The sequence below is a fragment of the Heyndrickxia acidicola genome (assembly GCF_001636425.1).
GTDB lineage: Bacteria > Bacillota > Bacilli > Bacillales > Bacillaceae_C > Bacillus_AE > Bacillus_AE acidicola.
Genome location: NZ_KV440953.1, coordinates 3,251,017 through 3,271,344, shown reverse-complemented (window position 1 = coordinate 3,271,344; position 20,328 = coordinate 3,251,017). Strand labels below are relative to the sequence as shown.

The following is a 20,328-nucleotide window of genomic DNA, read 5'->3' as shown; positions in this document are numbered from 1 at the left end:
TTTAATTCAAAGGTTAATTGAAGCGAATAGAAATGCTTGCAGTTGAAGCCAACAAGCAAAAAAAGCTGCTGTAGCCAAGGGTATTTGAATTCATTGTACCATTTGGGACAGCCTCTTTTTAGAAAGAGCTAAAAAACAAGCAGTTATCACCATAGAAATTTAACAGAGTCTTAAAAAAGGATAGTATATTTTATACCCAATGCAATCTTCGGGTTAGCTCCAGCGTTATTCATTTCATAAGTCCAATTTCCTGATTCTAAAACAAATTACCTACAGGAAGTAGCCTTTAAATCAAGCCTTCACTGAGAATAAACAATAGCTTAACAATTCTAAATACTACCTTAACAACCCCTTAAAAATGCATCGTTATGATTTCTTTAAGGCCTTAATATAACTATTAGCCTTTGAATCTTCCCTCATTGCAGCCAACGGAAACCATCAGATTGGCAGTTAAAAACTATCCCTGTAACGGAAAGAAACTACTACTGGTGATCTAAACAAAAGGAGAGATAAAGGGTATGAAGCTTTGTACAATCGGACTAGGATATATTGGAGCACCAACGTCAATTATGTTTGCTAAGCATCATGTCGAAGTAGTAGGTGTCGATGTTAACCCAAGCGTTATTGATTTCTTAAATGAAGGCAGGCTGCATATTGAAGAACCAGGCTTGCAGGAAGCATTGAGTGAAGTAATTGAAATGGGCACCTTTAAGGCATCTCTGTATCCTGAAAAGGCGGATGCATTTATCATATCAGTGCCTACTCCCAATCATAATGACCAATGGAAATCCTGCGATCTATCCTATGTCTTAAGTGCAGTAAAGACGATTATTCCATACTTGGAAAAGGGAAATGTCGTAATAGTTGAATCGACTATAGCGCCAAGGAGCATGGATGATTTTGTGAAACCATTAATAGAGCAGGCTGGATATGAGGCAGGGGAGGATATTTTTCTTGTACACTGTCCTGAAAGAGTATTGCCTGGCCAAATTTTGCATGAGCTTGTATACAACAATCGCATTGTAGGCGGCATTACAGATGCTTGTGCTGAAGCGGGTGCAGCGATTTACCGTACATTTGTGCAGGGAGAAATTATTCAAACCAATGCAAAAACCGCTGAAATGTCCAAGCTGATGGAAAATACCTTTAGAGATGTGAATATTGCTTTGGCAAATGAAGTAGCTAAAGTGTGTAATGAATTGGAAATCAATGTGTTAGAAGTAATAGAAATGGCAAATAAACACCCTCGTGTTAACCTGCACACACCTGGCCCTGGAGTAGGCGGACACTGTCTTGCTGTAGATCCATACTTTATAGTAGCAAAAGCTCCGGAAACAGCTAAAATGATCAATTTATCGCGCTTAATCAACTGCTCAATGCCTGAATACGTGGTTAAAAGCATCAATACTCTTATGGAAAATGTTCATGGGAAAACCATTACCCTGTTTGGCTTAACATATAAAGGAAATGTTGATGATATCAGGGAAAGTCCTGCTATTGAGGTCATGGATCTCTTGAAAGCCCAAGGAAAATATGAAATTCGAGCATATGACCCGCATGTAAATAGCAGTATAGTCATGAATAAGATGGAAGAGGCAGTTCATCAATCCGATTTAGTTGTCGTTTTAACGGACCATAATGAATTTAAATGGATGGATGATGAAGCATTTAGCAATATGAGAAACAAGCGTGTGTTTGATACCCGAAATATTATGAATGTGATGGATAAGGAAGTCGAATATATTAACCTTGGCACTCTATATATGCACACACAGCAAGAAAAAATTTCGAAGGAAGAAGTGTATGTGCCTAAATTAAAAAGAGCCATTTCATAAAAAACTGAGCGATAGGAGAAGGGGGATAGCATTCTATCTCTCTTTTATTATGGCTTTAGATAATATAAGGGATATTGGTTAATCTGTAGATTAAATGCTGCTTCAAATATTTTTTAACAACTAAATGGACTGTTCTCTATTCTTCTTCCAGAGTTTCGCTCCAAGTGCTGGCTTTTTCGCAGACAGTTTGTGAAGTCTTTCGGCACTTCTAAGCTATCAGTGTCTCCCTTGACTGCTTTATTAGGCAGTAAACTTACATATCGATTGCAATTAAGAAAGGATCCATATGATTTTATTAATTATAAACGGGAGGAGACTATTTTAGAGAGTAAAAAGAAAGCCAGATTAGCCAACAGCACCGATGATCACATATAGGAAAAAGGGGAGATTTCAAAGCTAAGCTTTTAAAAATGGCATGTTGCAACTAGCTTGTATAACAAAGAAGTTGTAAACGCGATTCAGACAAGATAGATCACCCCAAAAACGTTGATATATTAATATGCAAACGTATTTGTAAACTTGTAAACATATAATGCAAACAATTGTAAACGATATTGCAAACATGTTTACAGTAAATGAAAACATGCAAACAGATTTGTATACTTGTTTACTTATTTGCAAACACCCTGAAAGTGATATAAATTGTTGAGGGTTTTATTTATTAGCACTCATTTTTGCACCCTATACTATTTCAGTTGAGTATGTTGCAAAGATCATTTGATCTTCTGTATAGTATTCATCTATTTAGATAAAAAGATGACCAGGCGAAAGCGAAGTTCCTTTAATGTAAAAAGATTTACCCTCGATAGAATTCCGCTTTTTATGACAATAAAATAAACCCTATTAGTCAGTCATTTAAAAATGTTATGCAGTTTTTTGACTTAAAGTATCAGCTGAATTATAAAAGACCCTGATGAAGAATACTCCTATTTAAACTTACTTAATTGTCATTTATATTATTCTCTCCCTTTTGTTACAAATGATCAGTAGATGATATAGAGAACAACCTTTGATAGTTACTTGTAATAAATTAAATCAATATTTTTCAAGGTATTTGAAATGGAAAACAAACATCCCCGTGTTAAACTTCACAAACCTTACCTAGGTGCAGGTGGACACTGTTTTGCTATAATCCAAGGAAATTAAAAGTAGATAAACTTCTTTGGATGACAAATCGACATTATTATAAATTCTTAAATATAGATTGGATTTATGGAGTTTTTTGAAAATTGGTTATTGATTTCTGCTCCAAGCCCTCGCTTTCCGGGGTGCAAACAGAAAGTCTCCTCGCACCAAATCGCTCATATAGGCTCTTCTCTTGCCTGCAGAACTCTCGTTTATCTGCACCAAACATCATGCAAAAAATAAGTATTCCAAATTTTAAGATCAACCTATAAAGTATAGAAATTTTTAAGCCAGAAAACTAAATAGCAGATAAAGAAAAAAAGCTTTCGGGCAAATTAATTAGTTCTAGGCTTTCAAAAAAATACGGCAATTTTATCGAGAAATTTTTAAAGTGTTTGTAGCAAATTGACATAAAAGACTAAATGCCATAAAAACTGCCGATTTATCGTACATGTGAAATCAAGTGATGGTATTAAGTTATAGATCTACTTCATTTGCGAATTTTCCCTGAGGGATTATGGGATGGAATTCATTAGCATGCTAGTAATAAACGTATCTGCATCTTCAAAATTAATTGCCTCAAAGATTATATCGATTTTTAAGTAATTAATTGACATAATTGTTTCACTTTAAAACAATTAGATGACAGTCTAAATTGAAAGTTACTCATTCGTAGCTTATCCGTGCTCATGCTTTTATCTTGAGAATTAGTATTCAAGATTATTATATAATATAAATTGAAAGTTCCAGTTACTGCTCTCTTTGCTAGGGCAGTAAATAAGAAGATTTACAACATTTGTAGTTTTTTTAGTCATCTCAATATTAATGTTAGAAACTAAAACAGTTGATTTAAATATTCTCTTTGGTTTGCTTTATTGTTTCGGTGTACCCGAGAATTTCAATGAAGCCATAGAATATCTAGCTATAAACTGTTTTCCGGGCAACAGAAAAAGTAGTTAAAGTAGTTATTGATTTATTCCCTCCCATAAAGTTAGGAGAGGGGAGGTTTTAAGAGAGATAATAGCTAGCTAACGGGCCGCTAAAAATTAATGCAAACAAGTTTACAAAAAACGATAACAAGTTTGCGTAAACTGTAAACTTGTTTGCAATTTTGTTTACTTTTGTTTACAGAAATGTTTACAAGTAAACAAATACGTTTACTTGTTGATTTGTGGGGAATTTCACTTATGAAAACATTAGGTTTACAAGAGTGTTTGCAAGTTTACGTTTTGTTAACAAACTCTAGAATATATTGACTCTATTACCATAGTCTTTTACTCTATTAATAGATACAAAAATAAAAAGAACCAAGAGAGGAAGATATTCATGGGGAACTCGAGAATCGCAGCAGTTGATGTAGGGAATGACGCTGTAAAAGCCATATTTGGAAAAGTAGATTATGAACTCAGCATTCCAAATGTTGTTGCAAGAGACATTGAAGATCGTCCTGTAATAGGAATAGAAGAATTGGATACGAAAGACCCGCTTACTGGAATACATATTAAAATCCATTCTCCAGCTTTAAAAGAAAACAATGCTATCTATCGGGTTGGACAATTGGCAACAAAAAGTGATAATGCAACAGAATTGGATCCAGGAAGCAGCAAATCCGAAGAGGATCAGCCTCTTGTTATGCTATTTACTGCATTGGCATTGGATGCTGTTAGAGAAGAAAATAAAAATCTGTTTAAAAGAAACCAAAATGTTGTGGATTCAAACTACACACTAGGAACTGGCCTTCCCCTTCGTGAAGTAAAAGAAGGCAAAGATGCAGGCTATAGATCGAAACTGCTGGGATCTGTCCATCAGGTAGAGTTTTTAGTAACACCTAAATATCAGGGACTGAAAGTAAATATTAAGTTTGATGAAGTAAAAGTTTATCCAGAAGGCTTTGCTGCATTTATCAACTTAGTAATGGATAATAACTTAAACATTATAAATAAAGACCTTATTGATAAACGCATTATCATTCAGGATATTGGTGGCTTGTCTACAGATATCGCAGTTATAAAAAACAGAAACGTAGATGATGACAAGGCGCAAGGGTTTAATTTGGGTGTATCAGAATCTCTTGAAGCCATTCGCGAAGAAATCCGCTCAAAATACGGTGTCGAACTAGATAGCCGACGCGATGTAGTTGAAATCATCACTAAAAAACACGACCGAAACCACATTATGGTGAAGGGAAGCAGAACCAGCGTACATGAAATTACAGACCGCATTCTGCTGGATTTGGCTAAAAAGCAATACCGTTTATTGCGAAATGTTTGGAAAAAGAATTCACAAACAGAGATTTGCTATTTTGTAGGTGGCGGCTCAGTTGTTTTGAAGGAATATTTAAAGACGCTTAATAACAATTTAGATGGTTATAATATTGACTTTTTTGAAGATGAAAAAGAAAGCATTTGGATGATGGCAAATGCTTATTATAAGCTTATTTCTGATAACCTAAAAAGGACAGAAAATAATAAAAAACCTGAGGAAAAAGAAACAGTAAAGGCAAAATAGGGTGATTTCATGGGGAATTCTTCTTCAAGCGAAATTAAAAGAGGCCAAACGATCGCTTTTCGTATCCCTTCAGATACGCCCGATCATATCCTCAAACAAATACAAAAGCTGAAGGAAACAGAGAAGAGAAACTTTTCCAGTCGAATTGCTGAATTTGTGATGCAAGGGGTCAATCAAACTTTTACTAGAGAGAGAGAAGCACTTACCATTCCCATTCCTCAGAAATTAAGCAAGATGCAGAAAGATTGGCTCAAACATGAGCATTCTGAAGCCTTGCTGGGAAGCATTATGTACCACTTGATAGCTGACCCTGTCCGGTCCGTATCTTTGCTTGCAGCACTGAATAGCAACCATACGGATATCGATCAGGCACTTTATCTGCAGGAGGAAGCATATTCTGTAATGCCCAAATCAGAAACAAGAAAACAAGTTGGCGTTGCCTCCCCAATAGAAGAAGAGCAGAAAGAACATGTGGTTGAGTTGCAGCCAGAAGATGATATTGATGATGATTTGGATCAATTTGATTGGGATTCGATAAAGCCTGATGAATCTTTAAATAAAGAGCAAACTTCTGAAAAAGAAGAGACTCTTGATGATTTGCTTGGCGGATTTTTAGCACAAATGAATAAATGATATTTGCTGCTCCCTTTAGCGATTGGAACTGTCGTTAAAGGGGGTTTTTGTTTTCGTTCCGTTGTTGTCATTGGGTGTTTTGGAAAAATATCCAGCTGTATACATTGAATAGTAAATATGATTTTGTTTAACAATAACGTACAATCCTTTTTGACAATCTGTTAAAAGATTGTATTAAGAAATACATTTTTTTTAAAAACTGTGTTAATGTATCTAATGGAGGAAGGCTGGATGGAGATTTCAGCTGTATTTTTGTGTGTCAATAAGAGACTTTCCTTTTTATTTGATTGAAAATAATCCTGTAGAAGAAACCTCTCTTTCTTTTATTTGAACGGACAAGCATAACAAGCATTATAAAATGAATTTTGTCTTAAAAACAAATGATTTTTTGCTGCTGACTATCCATGACTGCAAAAACTACCTGAAAATCCCCGAAAAAGAGTAGAAAATTCACTTGGTTTTAAAAAGAAATCATTTGAAGTATTACCAACTTTTCCAGCTATAAATCCTAATATATAGGGTATAGACTAGGTGAACTTTCCAAAACCTACAGATAGAAAAGTAAAAAAAGAAGAAGTGAATAATCTGTGATGAATTTTTGTCGAAAATCGTACAATTTATCGAACTGTCATTCATAAATAAGTACATGACGCTAACTTCGATGTATGATATGAAAGTACGTTACATTATTCATTAAGAGGGTTACATCACTCTTGAATTTTTACTATATCATCTACTACTGGAATAGTTCAGAAAGGAGCTGAATGGTTTTGAATAAGCCAAAAGGAATTTTTAACAAGCTAAAATATTTAGCATTGGCAGTTTTTGCAACCGTAGCTATGGCAGGATGCAGCGACAAGTACATTGTGTTGCACCCAGTAGGTCCAGTTGCACAGAAGGAATACCATTTAATCGTATTATCGACCATTATTTGTGCTATTGTGGTTATCCCTGTTATTGCTCTACTTATATTCATTATATATCGGTATCGTGATACTCCAGATAATAAGGCGCCATATGAACCACACTGGTCAGAAAGTAAGCTGCTGGAAACAATCTGGTGGGGTATCCCAATTATTATTGTTATTATCTTAGGTGTTCTCACTGTGAGAGATACTTACTCTTTAGCAAAAGAACCAGTTAATCCTAAAAAAGCAAAACCACTTACGATTCAGGTTACTTCTTTAGACTGGAAATGGTTATTCATTTATCCAGATCAAAAAATAGCAACAGTGAACTATGCTGAAATTCCTGCGAATGTTCCTGTTCAGTTTGAATTAACATCTGATGCACCAATGAACTCTTTCTGGGTTCCACAGCTCGGTGGTCAGGAATATACAATGCCGGGCATGAAAATGCGTCTATGGCTTGAAGCCAATAAAACAGGCACATTTTTTGGATCGGGCGCAAACTTCTCTGGTGAAGGATTTGCACACATGCAATTTAATGTGACTTCCACGAACCAAGCGGACTTTAATAGTTGGGTTAAGGGAATCAAACAAAGCAGTCCTGCGCTAACTCAAAGCGGCTATGATCACTTAGCTCAAAAAGGTCTTGCCAAAGTACAATCCTTCTCATCAGTCCCTAATGGATTATTCGATAAGATTGTAGAAAAAAATGGTCACCATATGACTGGCGATATGAAAAATGAATATCCCAAAATGAAGCAGAAAGACAACATGTCCGGAATGGATATGAAGCACTGATAGAAGAGAGGAGACATTCTACATGTTAGATAGTATAAAAACATTTGCATCTCACTTCTTCGTAACCGGTGAACCAATGATTTATGGAGCGGATGTGTCAATTGTCTTTGCGACACTTGCAATCCTCTTCGTTCTAACCCGCTATAAAAAGTGGGGCTGGTTATGGCGTGAATGGCTAGTAACCGTTGACCATAAGAAAATTGGGATTATGTATATCCTGGCAGCATTAGTAATGCTTTTCCGCGGTGGTGTGGATGCACTTTTAATGCGGTCACAATTAGCTTTTCCTAACTTGCATTTTTTAGATTCGAATCACTATAACGAAATCTTTACAACCCATGGTACGATCATGATTTTATTCATGGCGATGCCGTTTATGTTTGGTTTATTTAATATCGCAGTACCGCTTCAAATTGGAGCGCGTGACGTTGCTTATCCATACTTGAACGCAATTAGTTTCTGGATGTTCTTTATGGGTGCAATGCTGTTTAACCTTTCATTTGTTATCGGTGGATCTCCGAATGCAGGCTGGTTATCTTATCCGCCGTTATCAGAGCTTTCCGGAAGTCCTGGAGTTGGCGAAAACTTCTATATATGGGGTGTGCAGATATCCGGTATAGGTAGTTTGGCCACGGGGATTAACTTTTTAGTAACAATCCTGAAAATGCGTACCCCTGGCATGAAATTAATGAAAATGCCTTTATTCACATGGTCTGTATTCACAAGCTGTATCTTAATCATTTTTGCTTTCCCAATTTTGACAGTTACATTAGCTTTACTGTTTATCGACCGTTTCGCAGGTGCTCACTTCTTCACCATGACAGGTGGAGGAAATCCAATGATGTTCGTCAACTTGATTTGGATGTGGGGACACCCTGAGGTATATATTATTGTTCTTCCAGCTTTCGGTATTTTCTCGGAAGTTGTAGCGACTTTCTCAAAGAAAAGAATTTTTGGTTATGCATCCATGGTCTTTTCTATGATGGTCATCAGCGTTATCGGGTTCTTCACTTGGACTCACCATTTCTTTACAATGGGTTCAGGAGCAGATGTTAATGCTTTCTTCGCCATCTCAACCATGGCAATAGCAATCCCAACCGGGGTTAAAATATTTAACTGGTTATTTACAATGTTCCGCGGACGTATCAGCTTTACACAGCCGATGTTGTGGACCATTGCATTTATCCCATGTTTCGTTGTCGGTGGAGCTACAGGGGTTATGCTAGCTGTCGCGCCTGCTGACTATCAGTATCACAACAGCTACTTCCTAATTGCCCATTTCCATCAAGTAATAATTGGCGGTGTGGTGTTTGGATATCTAGCTGGTTTATATTACTGGTGGCCAAAAATGTTTGGCTTCAAGTTAAACGATCGTCTAGGACACTGGGCATTCTGGACATGGAACATCGGTTTCTATGTATGTTTCATGCCTCAATACGCTTTAGGTTTCATGGGTATGACTCGACGCGTTTATACGTACGGCTGGGATTTAGGCTGGGCTCCGCTTAACCTGGTTTCTACTATCGGGGCATTCTTAATGGGTATCGGCTTCATTTTCCAAGTATGGCAAATTATCTACAGTGTGAAACATGGTGAGCGCGATGTTACAGGCGATCCATGGGATGGACGTACGCTTGAATGGTCTATTCCCTCACCTGCACCATTATATAACTTTGCACACCTTCCTTATGCGGATAAGTTCGATTCTTGGCATGAAACAAAAGAAGACATTAAAGCTGGCAAAAAGATAGCTAAACCTGATCATTATGAGCCAATTCATATGCCAAAGGATTCAGCTATACCATTCATATTCTCAGTATGCTTCTTTATTGCAGGATTTGGCTTTACATTCAATTGGATTTGGATGGGTGTTCTCGGTATGATAGGCGTTGTTATATGCTTAATTTCACGTTCATTCCAATACGATGTGGATTACTATATTCCTGCTGAAGAAGTAGAACGTACGGAAACTGCTCTAGGGAGGGGATTATAATGGAACATGCATCATCTAATCACGATCATGACCATGGCCATGTAGACCAAGAAGCCCTAAAGGTTATGGGTTTCTGGATCTTCCTCGTAACGGACTGTCTTTTATTCGGTACACTGTTTGCAACTTATGTTGTTTTAAGACATAACACAGCAGGCGGACCCATCGGAAAAGAATTATTCGAAGTTCCAGGCTTTGTGGCTGAAACATTTATCTTATTAACAAGTAGTTTTACAAGTGGTTTAGCGATCTTAGCAATGCATAAAGGCAAAGTGAAGCAAATGATTGCATGGCTGATCGTAACCATCATTTTTGGTCTTGGATTTATCGGATTTGAGGTAACTGAGTTTACAAAAATGGTTCATGACGGTGCAACTATTCATACTAGTGCTTTCCTTTCAGCATTCTTTATCTTAGTTGGAACCCATGGACTGCACGTTTCTGTTGGTTTAGTATGGATGACAGGAATTGTTATTCAGTTGTCACGACGCGGAATTACAGATGTAACTCAAAGAAAAGCTTTCAATGTCAGCTTGTACTGGCACTTCCTTGACGCAGTTTGGATCTTTATCCTTACGGTTGTATATTTGATGGGGGTGATGTAACATGACCCAACATGAAAATCATGAAGCTCATGAAAATCACGGAACAATTGGGCAATATGTGACTGGTTTTATCATTTCAATCATTTTGACCATTATTCCTTTGGTTTTAGTTTTAAAACATATGATGCAAGGGACAGCGCTGCTAGTTACGATAATGATTATGGCACTCCTTCAGTTCTTAGTTCAGTTATTCTTCTTCATGCACGTTAGAGAAGGAGAAAGACCTCGATATAATGTTATGGCCTTAGTGCTCGGCATAATCTTCGTTTTCACAATCGTAGCTGGTTCTGTATGGATAATGTCCTTTAATGCTCAAGTACAATAATGTATATGAAAAAACCTCCGTTTATAACGGAGGTTTTTTTGTACCTTTTATAAGTTGGGCTTTGTAAAGCTCAATGCTATGTTGAAAACTGCCTGTTTTACAACTCCAAATATACATACTGTTGCAAGTCATTCATTTAGACTCTTTCCGGGTAATCCTTTGTAAGTAAAACAAAAATCTATGAGAAAACAGCCTTCATTCAAAATTATTTCCCGGGGAAATGCCCGCTAAAGGTATATCCAGCCATTCGGAGAGCCAATATAAAATGAAGCAAGGATAGGAGGGATTAAATTGAATACACAACGAGCTAAAGAAATTGCTGAGTCCCCTGTAATGGCAAATGTTATTTATAACGGTAAGCCTATTTATATTCAGCATGTGGATGAGCAAAACGAAACTGCCAGAATATATCCGATTCTTGACCCGGAAAATGAAAGGGAAGTATTATTGTCAGAGCTGCTGGAGCAGTAAACCCTTCAACAGGGAGGCGGAGAGTGAAAAAGCGATTGAGTATGGAACCTTTCGCTTTTTCACCTTGGGGTAACTAGAAAATGATTCGAAAATATATTGCTGAAATACGGCAGTTTTTTTGTGAGATTTTCCGTTAGTTCAGCATACACGCAGCCGGCGGTTTGTGTGAATAGGTCTAGCGTTAAATAAGGCAAAAGAATGCTATACTTTTACTGATAACAAGCATTTAAAACATTTACATCAGGCAGGAGAGTGTTTATGCAGTATAAAATTGTTTTTTTAGATATTGACGGAACCATCGTACCCCATGGCAAAGCAATCAGTAATGCAACAAAGGATGCCATAGAGAAGTTAAAAAATAAAAATATCCATGTAGTTCTTGCAACTGGAAGAGCACCTTACTTTTCAGAGACCGTTATACAGGAGTCAGGGGCTGAATCAATGGTATTCTTTAATGGTTCATTTGTTAGCCATAATGGGGAATTGATTTATCAGAGTCCAATTGAAAAGAAAGTGCTGGAAAAACTTCATTATCTAACTAACCATCATAAACACCCTCTTACATATTTAGGCCCAACAGCATTTAAAGCAACAGATTTAACTCATCCATTTGTTCTAGAAGCGTTCATGCGCGATCCATGGAAACCTGAGCTGGCCCCAGCTTCATACTGGATGGAAGAGGATATTTACCAGGTGTTTTTACATTGTGATGTAAATGAAGAGTCCTTCTATCAATCAGAAGTTCCAGAGTTGGACTTCAGAAGATGGAGTTCCGTTGGTGCTAGAACATGCGACGTTAATCTATCTTCTTCCACAAAAGCAGTGGGTATAACCAAGCTGCTTGAAAAACTGGGAATCGCGCCGGATGAAGCTGTTGCGTTTGGAGACGGGCTAAACGACATTGAGATGCTTTCGCTTGTAGGAATGGGAGTTGCTATGGGATCAGCACGTGATGAAGTAAAGCAGGCTGCTAACATGGTTACATTATCTGCTGAAGAGGATGGTGTTAGAAAAGGGTTAGAAAAACTGTTATTAATTTAGGCTGTTTTCTCAGGGATTATTGCTTTAAGTACAAAAAATAAATCCGTATTTTATCCGTTCTGGCGGCATCTTTTCGTAAGTAATTCACAGGTTTACTACAGAGCCTGTGCCCTGTGAATTTCATCATTTTTTGTTAAATAGCAACTAAGTTTACGAAAAGAGCCTTAATTGAATTTAAGGAATGACATTATAGCTGGTTACCATTTCTTTTTCATTTGAAGTAAATTCTCAAGCTTATTTTAGATTTCATGCAGGGAATGGAATTTAAATGTATCAAAATGAGAACTTACTGGATAGATGCCGAAAGCTTTTCGGTAAAAAAATGGCACCGTTCCTGAATATTCTCTTATGCTAAGTATAAAAGCAATATACGTTTAGTGTTTTGAGTATTATGGTATGTAACGTATATCTGAGTTTTACACGGGAAAGGGGAAGGATTATGCTTTTCGACTGCGTCATAGTTGGGGGAGGAATCGCGGGTCTTCAGGCTGGTATACAATTAGGAAGATACAAGCATAGAATTTTAATAATTGATTCGAATAATGGACGGTCGAGTATTTGCCATGGATATCACAATATATTAGGCTACCCGGATGGAGTGAGCGGAGTAGAATTAAGGGGTGCCGGTAAAAAGCAGTGCGAGGCTTTAGGAGTAGTATTAGTAGAGGATACAGTTGTTTCAGCTAAGAAAATAGAGAATTATTTTATTTTAACAGGGCAGCAAGGTCAAACGTATTCAGGGAAAACGCTGCTCTTTGCAACTGGAGTTATGGACCGTATACCAGACTTTCCTTCATTATATCCCTGCCTTGGGATTAGTGTTTATGTATGTCCAGATTGTGATGGGTACGAAATTAAAAATAAGTCTACCATTGTAATTGGTTCAGGTAATGTGGGGGCCAACATGGCGTTAATTCTTAGTTATTGGACCGATAAGCTCATTTTTGTAAATCACGAGGAAAAGCCGGTTTCAGAAGAGAAGAAAAGACTGTTGGATGAGAAAAAAATCCGGTATTACAGTGGAGAAATAGCAGAAGTATTAGCAGAAGGATCGAACTTTCAAGGAGTCAGGCTTAAAAACGGGAAAATGATTTTGTCCAGCCGTGCCTTTATTGCCATGGGAGGAAATGAGGTGAGATCCGCTGTGGCTGCCCAGTTGGGAGTGGAGCTTCACCAAAACAAACATATATTGGTTGATCCAAGGACTAAGAAAACCAATATAGAAAATGTTTGGGCGGCAGGGGATATAGCTGCTCATTCAGAGCAGGTAACCATTGCAATGGGGGACGGCTCTCAAGCAGGGATTTGGATTCATAAAAGCTTAATGTAAATTGTAATAGTGATGAGAAGGGAGCCTGCCGTTTGGCAGGTTATTTTTGTTGGATAATAAAGTAAAAATTTATTATCCAATTTAGTCTTGTCTAGCTTCAGCGCCTATCGGCTAGTGGATCTACATCTCGTCCCTACGATAAGGAAACATCAGCTCGTGAACTGTCTTGCAGTGTTTCCATTACCTCAGTTGAAGACTTTGGATATGCATGCTGATGAATAAGGTGTTCACACATTTTATGTGTGATAAAGCGTGGCCCTCGGCGCCTTTTGCTTAAATCTACCCTTAAAAAATTAGGTCTATAGATATTGTTAAAAAGATAATTTATTACATCCTTCATTAAAAAAACCTAAATAAGGAATAATTTTCTGTCTCTAAAGCAAAATAAGTTCATAAGATAAAGGCTTACTGATGAAGGGTGGTTTCATGCAGGATTATGTTATTGCACGTTCCTTATTTGGAACAACTATGGGGTTTCACATTATTTTTGCGACTATGGGGGTAGGAATTCCTCTTATGATTTTAGTTGCAGAATTAATGTATCAGAAAACGAAGGATCGAGATTACGCCATTATGGCAAACCGCTGGACAAAGGGGCTTGCTGTAATATTGGGTGTATCGATTCCAACCGGAACCATTGCAGGTGTGCAGCTTTCCCTTTTATGGCCAGGTTTTATGGAAGTGGTAGGCAAAGTAATTGCTTTGCCATTTCAAATTGAAATTTATGCCTTCTTTGTGGAAGCGCTGTTTATGTCTATTTATGTGTATGCTGCTGACAGGATAAAGCCATGGATGAGAATAGTCAGTATTATTTCTGTTGTTATTGGGGCAATGGCATCTGCTGTTCTTATTACAAATGTGCACTCATTTGAGGGGACACCAAGGGGCTTTCAAATGAAAAATGGGGAAATTGTAAATGTACACCCCTGGAAAGCATTTTTCAATCCCGGATTTGGGATTACAGCAACCCATGTTGCCATTTCGGCTTTTATGACAGGTGCTTTTATTATAGCCACCATAGCTGCTTATAAAATGCTGAAAGAAAAATCACAGTCTCAGGTTTATCAATTTCATAAGAAAGCTCTTATGCTTGGGCTTGCGATTGGCGGAATATTTTCATTGGTAACAGCATTAAGCGGCCATGAAGCAGCCCAAATGCTATACAAATATCAGCCTGAAAAACTCGCAGCGGCAGAAGGATTATTTGAAACCCAGTCCCATGCACCACTGGCCGTTGGGGGTTATACAGATGCCAAAACCCAGGAGGTCAAGTGGGCAATCGAAATTCCTTGGGGATTGAGTTTTCTAGCTGGAAACAGTTTTAATACGGTTGTAAAGGGCCTGAACGAATGGCCAAAGGATTTATGGCCGCCATTATTTATCCACACCCTGTTTAATGGAATGGTAGGAGTGGGCATGCTGACTATACTTTTGGCTATTTTAGGCTTTTTCTGGAACAAGGTATTAAAAAAACAGGTATTCCCGAAAGTTCTCATGTGGTTATTTGTATTATCCGGCCCTCTTTCCATTATGGGCACGGAGTTTGGCTGGATTTTTGCATGTACAGGCAGGCAGCCATGGGTTATTTACCATGTTATGAAAACGAAGGATGCTGTAACAGGCTCTCAGCAGCTTGGCATTCTGTTCATTCTCTTTAGTTTGATTTATTGTATCTTAGCGATCTCGGTTGTATTAGTCTTGCGGTACTATTTTAAACGCCATCCTGTAAAAGATGATCTACTTCCAGGAAACAAACAGGATGTAAACGTATAAGAGGGGGATTACCTTGTTTGAAGATGAAGTGATTGCAATCACCCTCATATGGGGGTTTGTCTTTATCTATGCGGTGATGGCTACAATGGACTTTGGAGCAGGGTTTTGGTCGATGATATATATTAATCGAGAGCAAACCAAGGCGACGAATATTGCCAACCGGTACCTTTCACCAACCTGGGAGGTAACTAATGTTTTTATCGTGGCGATTGTGGTAGCAATTGTCAGTCTTTTTCCGAAAGCTACCTATACGCTTGGAACCGTTCTTTTAATCCCGGGCAGCATTATTTTGCTGTTGTTATCACTCCGAAGTGCCTTTCTAGTTTTTTCTCATGTAGCGGATGAATATGTGAAGCTTCTGACATATGTATCGGGTATTTGCGGGATTTTGATCCCAGGCCTTCTCATTAGTGTCCTCCCGATTACCCATGGGAATTTCATTAAAGTGGTCAACGGTGTACAGCAGCTGCAGATGGGAAAATTATTTACAAGCCCTAATGAATACGCCTTTATAGGCTTTGCAATCAGCAGTACGTTGTTTTTGTCATCTTTGCTTTTGGCTGATTTCTCAAAGGTGGCGGAGGAGTGGGAGGCTTATAAGGTATATCGGAAAGGAGCAATCATTACTGGACCGATCCTTTTAATCATGTCCCTATTAATTATGGTTACATTACAGAAAGAGGCTCCGTGGCTTTATAATAATATGCTCTCTCACATACAGTGGCTAATTATTTCGGTTGCTATGTTTGCGCTTGCAGGAGCTGCGCTAGTTTTCCCTAACCGAAATGCACCTATAAGCGGAAAACCAAGATTAGCCGTTATCGCTATCACGATCCAATACTTTTTGGCAAGCTACGTTTATGGGCGTGCCCATTTGCCGTATATTGTTTACCCAAGTGTGACCATTCGATCCGGATTTACAAATCAAAGTAACTTCCATGCTGTTTTTGCTATGTATATTGTAGGCTTTATCATTCTTTTCCCAGGATTCTTTTATTTCTGGAGACTTTTCATGAAGGATAAAAGCTATATCCGGCATAAACGGACATAATAAGTATTCTGGCAGTGGTCTTAAGACTGCTGCTTTTTTGCGTTAAAGCAAGAAAGGGGTCTGACCCCTTTAAAGAAACTAATAGCTTGATTACCACTGATTCTTGTTAAGCGAAAGGATGCTTTCCGGATGATTCTCTTGTCCGCTTTTACTTAAGTCTTTTCCGATATTAGTGTAGAATAGAGGGATATTATGTTTCAGGGTTAAGGGGTTTTACAATGATTAAAAATGAGGAAAAACATTATTTCAGGCTGCCTGCCCAAGCCCAAACACTTGAATTGCCATTTGCGGAAATTGCAGAAACTGTAACGAGTGTGGAGCTAGTAAGGGATGGGGAAGATGATGCTTTTTATTTTCGCAGCTTAGAGGAGCAGGGAATTTTATTAAACCGCGGCCAAATAGATGCAGTTAGGACGATTCAGGGTCCTGTCCTCATTATTGCAGGTGCAGGTTCAGGTAAAACAACTGTTTTGGTAAGCCGGACGGGTTACTTGCTTCAGGTAGCGGGTATTCCTCCGCAAAAAATTTTGCTTATGACCTTTACAAAAAAAGCAGCGGAAGAGATGAAAGAACGGATTGCGGCAATACCCGGGATAAAGCTGAGGGAAGCAAGAAGCGTTGAAACCCGCACCTTTCATTCTTTCTTTTTACAAATTTTAAGACACCAGGGTTACTCACAAGAGATGATTACAAATGAAAAACATAAACAGATTGTATTGAAGAAGAAAATGAAGGAGCTTGGGATGGATGATGCCTATCAGCCGGAAACCATTCTTTCGCTGCTCTCCTTTATAAAGATGGAGGGGAAGGGAGTTGAAGACCTCCCCAGCAAAACAAATGCTGATAAGGAATTAAAACAGCTTTGCAGCTACTATGAAAGCTGGAAGAAAGAAAATCATAAAATGGATTTTGATGACGTCCTCACCGAAGCCTATAGGCTGTTAACCGAGGATGAGGGGTTATTAAAGGTTTTGCAACAGCGTTTTCAATATATCATGGTAGATGAATACCAAGATACAAATATTCTTCAATCAAAGCTCATTAAGCTATTGGCTCTCCCGGAAAATCACTTGTGTGTAGTGGGGGATGACGACCAGACGATTTATGCCTTTCAAGGGGCGAGTCAAGAAATCATTTTACAGTTTGATCAAGAATATAAACAGGCAAAGACCGTCTTTTTAACCGTTAACTATCGGTCTGTATCCCCTATAGTCGGGCTGGGTAACGCGGTCATACAGCATAATGGGAAAAGGAAGCCTAAGGTTCTCCAATCCACTAAAAAAAGCTCGATTACCCCTTTTTATTCAAGGCCGTGGTCCACTGACGATGAAGCAAAATGGATTGTTGAAACCATACAGCAAAAGGTAAAAGAAGGTCTGTATCAGTATCGGGATTTTGCGATTTTACATAGGACAGCTAATAATAGCCGGGCCATATTTGAACAGCTAGCAATGGAAGAGGTTCCTTTCCTCGACACGGGAACAGGAGAAAGCTTTTTTTATGAGCAAAGCATCATACGAACCGTCATAGCTTACTTAAGGCTGTCAAAAGATTCTTTGGATTTATTTTCTCTGGAAGCAATTCTGCCAACGTTATACATTTCAAGAGACCGCGGAATTGAATGGGTTGAAAGGAAGCAGAAACATCAAATAAAAGAGCAGCCCTTTGACCATCTTTTATCCTATCCCGGATTAAAGCCTTTCCAGATTAAATCGATTGAAAGCAGGGGAAAGCTAATAAAAGAGTTGAGCCATTTAAAACCTATGGAGGCCGTTCGTAAAATTAGAGGGTTTTTTGACCAATACCTTGAAATGAATGAACGTCATACTGCAACTACTCAAAAGGAATTTTCCAAGGAGCAGCTGGATGAATTGGAGACATCGGCCAGCCGTTTTGATACAATCGATGATTTTTTCTATTTTATCGGTGTAATGAAAAAAAGGCATGAACAGATGAAAATGATTAAACAAGACCCTGGTGCAAATGTTATAACGCTTATGACCATTCATAAAGCAAAGGGGCTTGAGTTTCCCGTTGTATTCTTTATTGGCGCCTCTGAAGGGATTCTGCCGCATGTAACGGCTATAGAAATGGGCAAATATGAAGATCAAAAGGTTAAAATCGCAGCAGATGAAAGATTAAAGCTTTTAGAAGAGGAGCGAAGGCTTGCTTACGTGGCCATCACCCGTGCTAAAGAAGAGCTTTACATAAGCTCGCCCGCTTTTTACCGTGGAAAGAAAACGGATGTTTCAAGATTTATTCATGAAGCCTTCCAAAGGGTAAAGGAAAAACCGAAAGATAATGGAAGGACTGTGAGAAAGGGAAAATCTACTCCCGCTGAGGTGAAAGGAAAAGTTCCCGCTTGGATTTGCACATCTGAAGATTGTATTGCCTGGCAGCGTATATCTGGAGATAAAAGTTCCCTGGAAACAGAAAAAAAGTGTCCAATATGTGGGGATTTAATGAAAAAGGGAGAAAAGCTGATTTAAGTTAAAGGATTTGTCAGGCTTAATCTTAATATTGATTCAATATTTCAGGGTACGGATAAGCAAGAGAAAAATAGCAAAGGCATGCTGACCATCTGCTAAAAGAGCGAAATAAGCAGTCAACATTAAAAGAACCTTAAAGAAAGGGTGATACATGCATGTCTGAAAAAGGATGGCTTATGGAGAAAGCGGCTTTTGCCGGAGGCTGTTTTTGGTGTATGGTGTCTCCTTTTGATGAAATGGAGGGTGTTATAAGTCTTGTTTCCGGATATTTAGGAGGCGATACTGAATTTCCTTCATATAAGGAGGTTCTTTCAGGGAAAACAGGCCACTATGAAGCGGTTGAAATTACTTTCGATCCTAAGATTATTCCATACAGTCGTCTTCTTGAATTATTCTGGCAGCAGATCGACCCCACCGATGAGGGAGGGCAGTTCCAGGATAGAGGCTCTATGTACCGAACGGCCATATTTTACTATAATGAAAATCAAAGGAGAGAGGCAGAGGCCTCTAAGGAAGCTCTTTCTCAGTCTTCCAAATTTCAAAAGCCGATTGTTACAGAAATAATACCAGCTACTCCTTTTTATCCTGCTGAAGAATATCATCAAAATTTTTATAAGAAAAATGCCTTTCGATATGCCCTTCATCAACAGGGATCTGGCCGGTTGGAATTCCTAAAAAAGCACTGGCCAAAGGATAAATCTCATCTAAGAGAGTCATTAACGAATATGCAATATTTTGTCACGCAGGAGAATGGAACAGAGCCTCCTTTTGATAATCGGTATTGGAATTACGATGAGGAAGGAATTTACGTCGATATTGTTTCAGGCGAGCCTCTCTTTAGTTCAAGGGATAAGTACGACAGCGGCTGCGGCTGGCCGAGTTTTACAAAGCCAATTCTCTCAGGTTATATAACCGAACAGTATGATTTAAGCCACAGAATGACACGTACGGAGGTACGAAGCAAACAAGCCGATTCTCACTTGGGACATGTATTTCAGGATGGCCCGACTGAAAATGGACTAAGGTATTGTATTAATTCTGCTGCGTTGCGTTTTGTTCCTAAAACTGACATGGAAAAAGAAGGATATGGGGATTTTCTATTACTATTTCGAATGCCCAAAAACCATCATTTTTAGAGGGGAAATTATAGTATATTTTTTTAGAATGATGAGTTATATTTAAGCGTGTATGGTTTTTGGGATGATATAAGAGAGTAAAGCTTAGTTGATTTTGGTGCATTGGAGCGGAAATCCATAGGCAAAATGAATAGAACCTTTAAGTGAAAAAAATAGTGGTTAGAAATGGAAAATGGGATCTCTGTTCTTTTAATCCATTTTTAATCTTTTTTTCATGGTATCCTTTGTTTTAACCTCTATCATGGTTTCAGGCTAGGTAATTTATATAGTAATTCATCATTCATATACAATTCTTTGTGTGAATGAATTG

At 38.2% G+C, this 20,328-nt stretch carries 14 protein-coding genes; all 14 read left to right on the top strand.

Going from position 1 to position 20,328, the window contains the following annotated elements:
* Positions 1–518 precede the first annotated feature (518 nt).
* The 14 genes from A5N88_RS15220 (at position 519) to msrB (ending at position 20,018) form a co-directional block, all read left to right on the top strand.
* On the top strand, positions 519–1,835 hold the full coding sequence (locus tag A5N88_RS15220; protein ID WP_066267584.1) for a nucleotide sugar dehydrogenase: 1,317 nt from the start codon (positions 519–521) through the stop codon (positions 1,833–1,835).
* 2,451 nt (positions 1,836–4,286) lie between these two features.
* Positions 4,287–5,468 carry a ParM/StbA family protein gene (locus tag A5N88_RS15215; protein ID WP_066267582.1) on the top strand — a complete coding sequence of 394 codons (1,182 nt, stop codon included), beginning with the start codon at positions 4,287–4,289 and terminating at the stop codon, positions 5,466–5,468.
* Between the two features lie 9 nt (positions 5,469–5,477).
* Complete coding sequence (locus A5N88_RS15210) at positions 5,478–6,101, top strand: hypothetical protein (protein ID WP_066267578.1); 624 nt, start codon at positions 5,478–5,480, stop codon at positions 6,099–6,101.
* A gap of 770 nt (positions 6,102–6,871) precedes the next feature.
* Positions 6,872–7,807: a ubiquinol oxidase subunit II gene (locus tag A5N88_RS15205; RefSeq protein ID WP_066267577.1), complete on the top strand. Its 936-nt coding sequence runs from the start codon at positions 6,872–6,874 to the stop codon at positions 7,805–7,807.
* Between the two features lie 22 nt (positions 7,808–7,829).
* Positions 7,830–9,800 carry a cbb3-type cytochrome c oxidase subunit I gene (locus A5N88_RS15200; protein WP_066267576.1) on the top strand — a complete coding sequence of 657 codons (1,971 nt, stop codon included), beginning with the start codon at positions 7,830–7,832 and terminating at the stop codon, positions 9,798–9,800.
* Positions 9,800–10,402 (top strand): cytochrome o ubiquinol oxidase subunit III, encoded by a 603-nt coding sequence (gene cyoC, locus A5N88_RS15195; protein WP_066267574.1) that lies wholly within the window; start codon positions 9,800–9,802, stop codon positions 10,400–10,402. The genes A5N88_RS15200 and cyoC overlap by 1 nt, the downstream gene beginning before the upstream one ends.
* A gap of 1 nt (position 10,403) precedes the next feature.
* Positions 10,404–10,727 (top strand): cytochrome o ubiquinol oxidase subunit IV, encoded by a 324-nt coding sequence (cyoD, locus tag A5N88_RS15190; protein ID WP_066267572.1) that lies wholly within the window; start codon positions 10,404–10,406, stop codon positions 10,725–10,727.
* 291 nt (positions 10,728–11,018) lie between these two features.
* Entirely contained in the window at positions 11,019–11,198 is a 180-nt protein-coding gene (locus A5N88_RS15185; RefSeq protein ID WP_066267571.1) for a small acid-soluble spore protein H, read from the top strand.
* 258 nt (positions 11,199–11,456) lie between these two features.
* Positions 11,457–12,239 carry a Cof-type HAD-IIB family hydrolase gene (locus A5N88_RS15180; RefSeq protein ID WP_066267569.1) on the top strand — a complete coding sequence of 261 codons (783 nt, stop codon included), beginning with the start codon at positions 11,457–11,459 and terminating at the stop codon, positions 12,237–12,239.
* Between the two features lie 439 nt (positions 12,240–12,678).
* Positions 12,679–13,569: an NAD(P)/FAD-dependent oxidoreductase gene (locus A5N88_RS15175; protein WP_066267567.1), complete on the top strand. Its 891-nt coding sequence runs from the start codon at positions 12,679–12,681 to the stop codon at positions 13,567–13,569.
* Between the two features lie 426 nt (positions 13,570–13,995).
* Entirely contained in the window at positions 13,996–15,342 is a 1,347-nt protein-coding gene (locus A5N88_RS15170; protein ID WP_066267562.1) for a cytochrome ubiquinol oxidase subunit I, read from the top strand.
* Positions 15,343–15,355: 13 nt separating this feature from the next.
* Entirely contained in the window at positions 15,356–16,393 is a 1,038-nt protein-coding gene (locus A5N88_RS15165) for a cytochrome d ubiquinol oxidase subunit II (RefSeq protein WP_157090690.1), read from the top strand.
* Positions 16,394–16,611: 218 nt separating this feature from the next.
* Positions 16,612–18,882, top strand: coding sequence for a UvrD-helicase domain-containing protein (locus A5N88_RS15160; RefSeq protein WP_066267560.1), 2,271 nt, complete (start codon positions 16,612–16,614; stop codon positions 18,880–18,882).
* 155 nt (positions 18,883–19,037) lie between these two features.
* Positions 19,038–20,018: a peptide-methionine (R)-S-oxide reductase MsrB gene (gene msrB, locus A5N88_RS15155; protein WP_066267558.1), complete on the top strand. Its 981-nt coding sequence runs from the start codon at positions 19,038–19,040 to the stop codon at positions 20,016–20,018.
* Positions 20,019–20,328 lie beyond the last annotated feature (310 nt).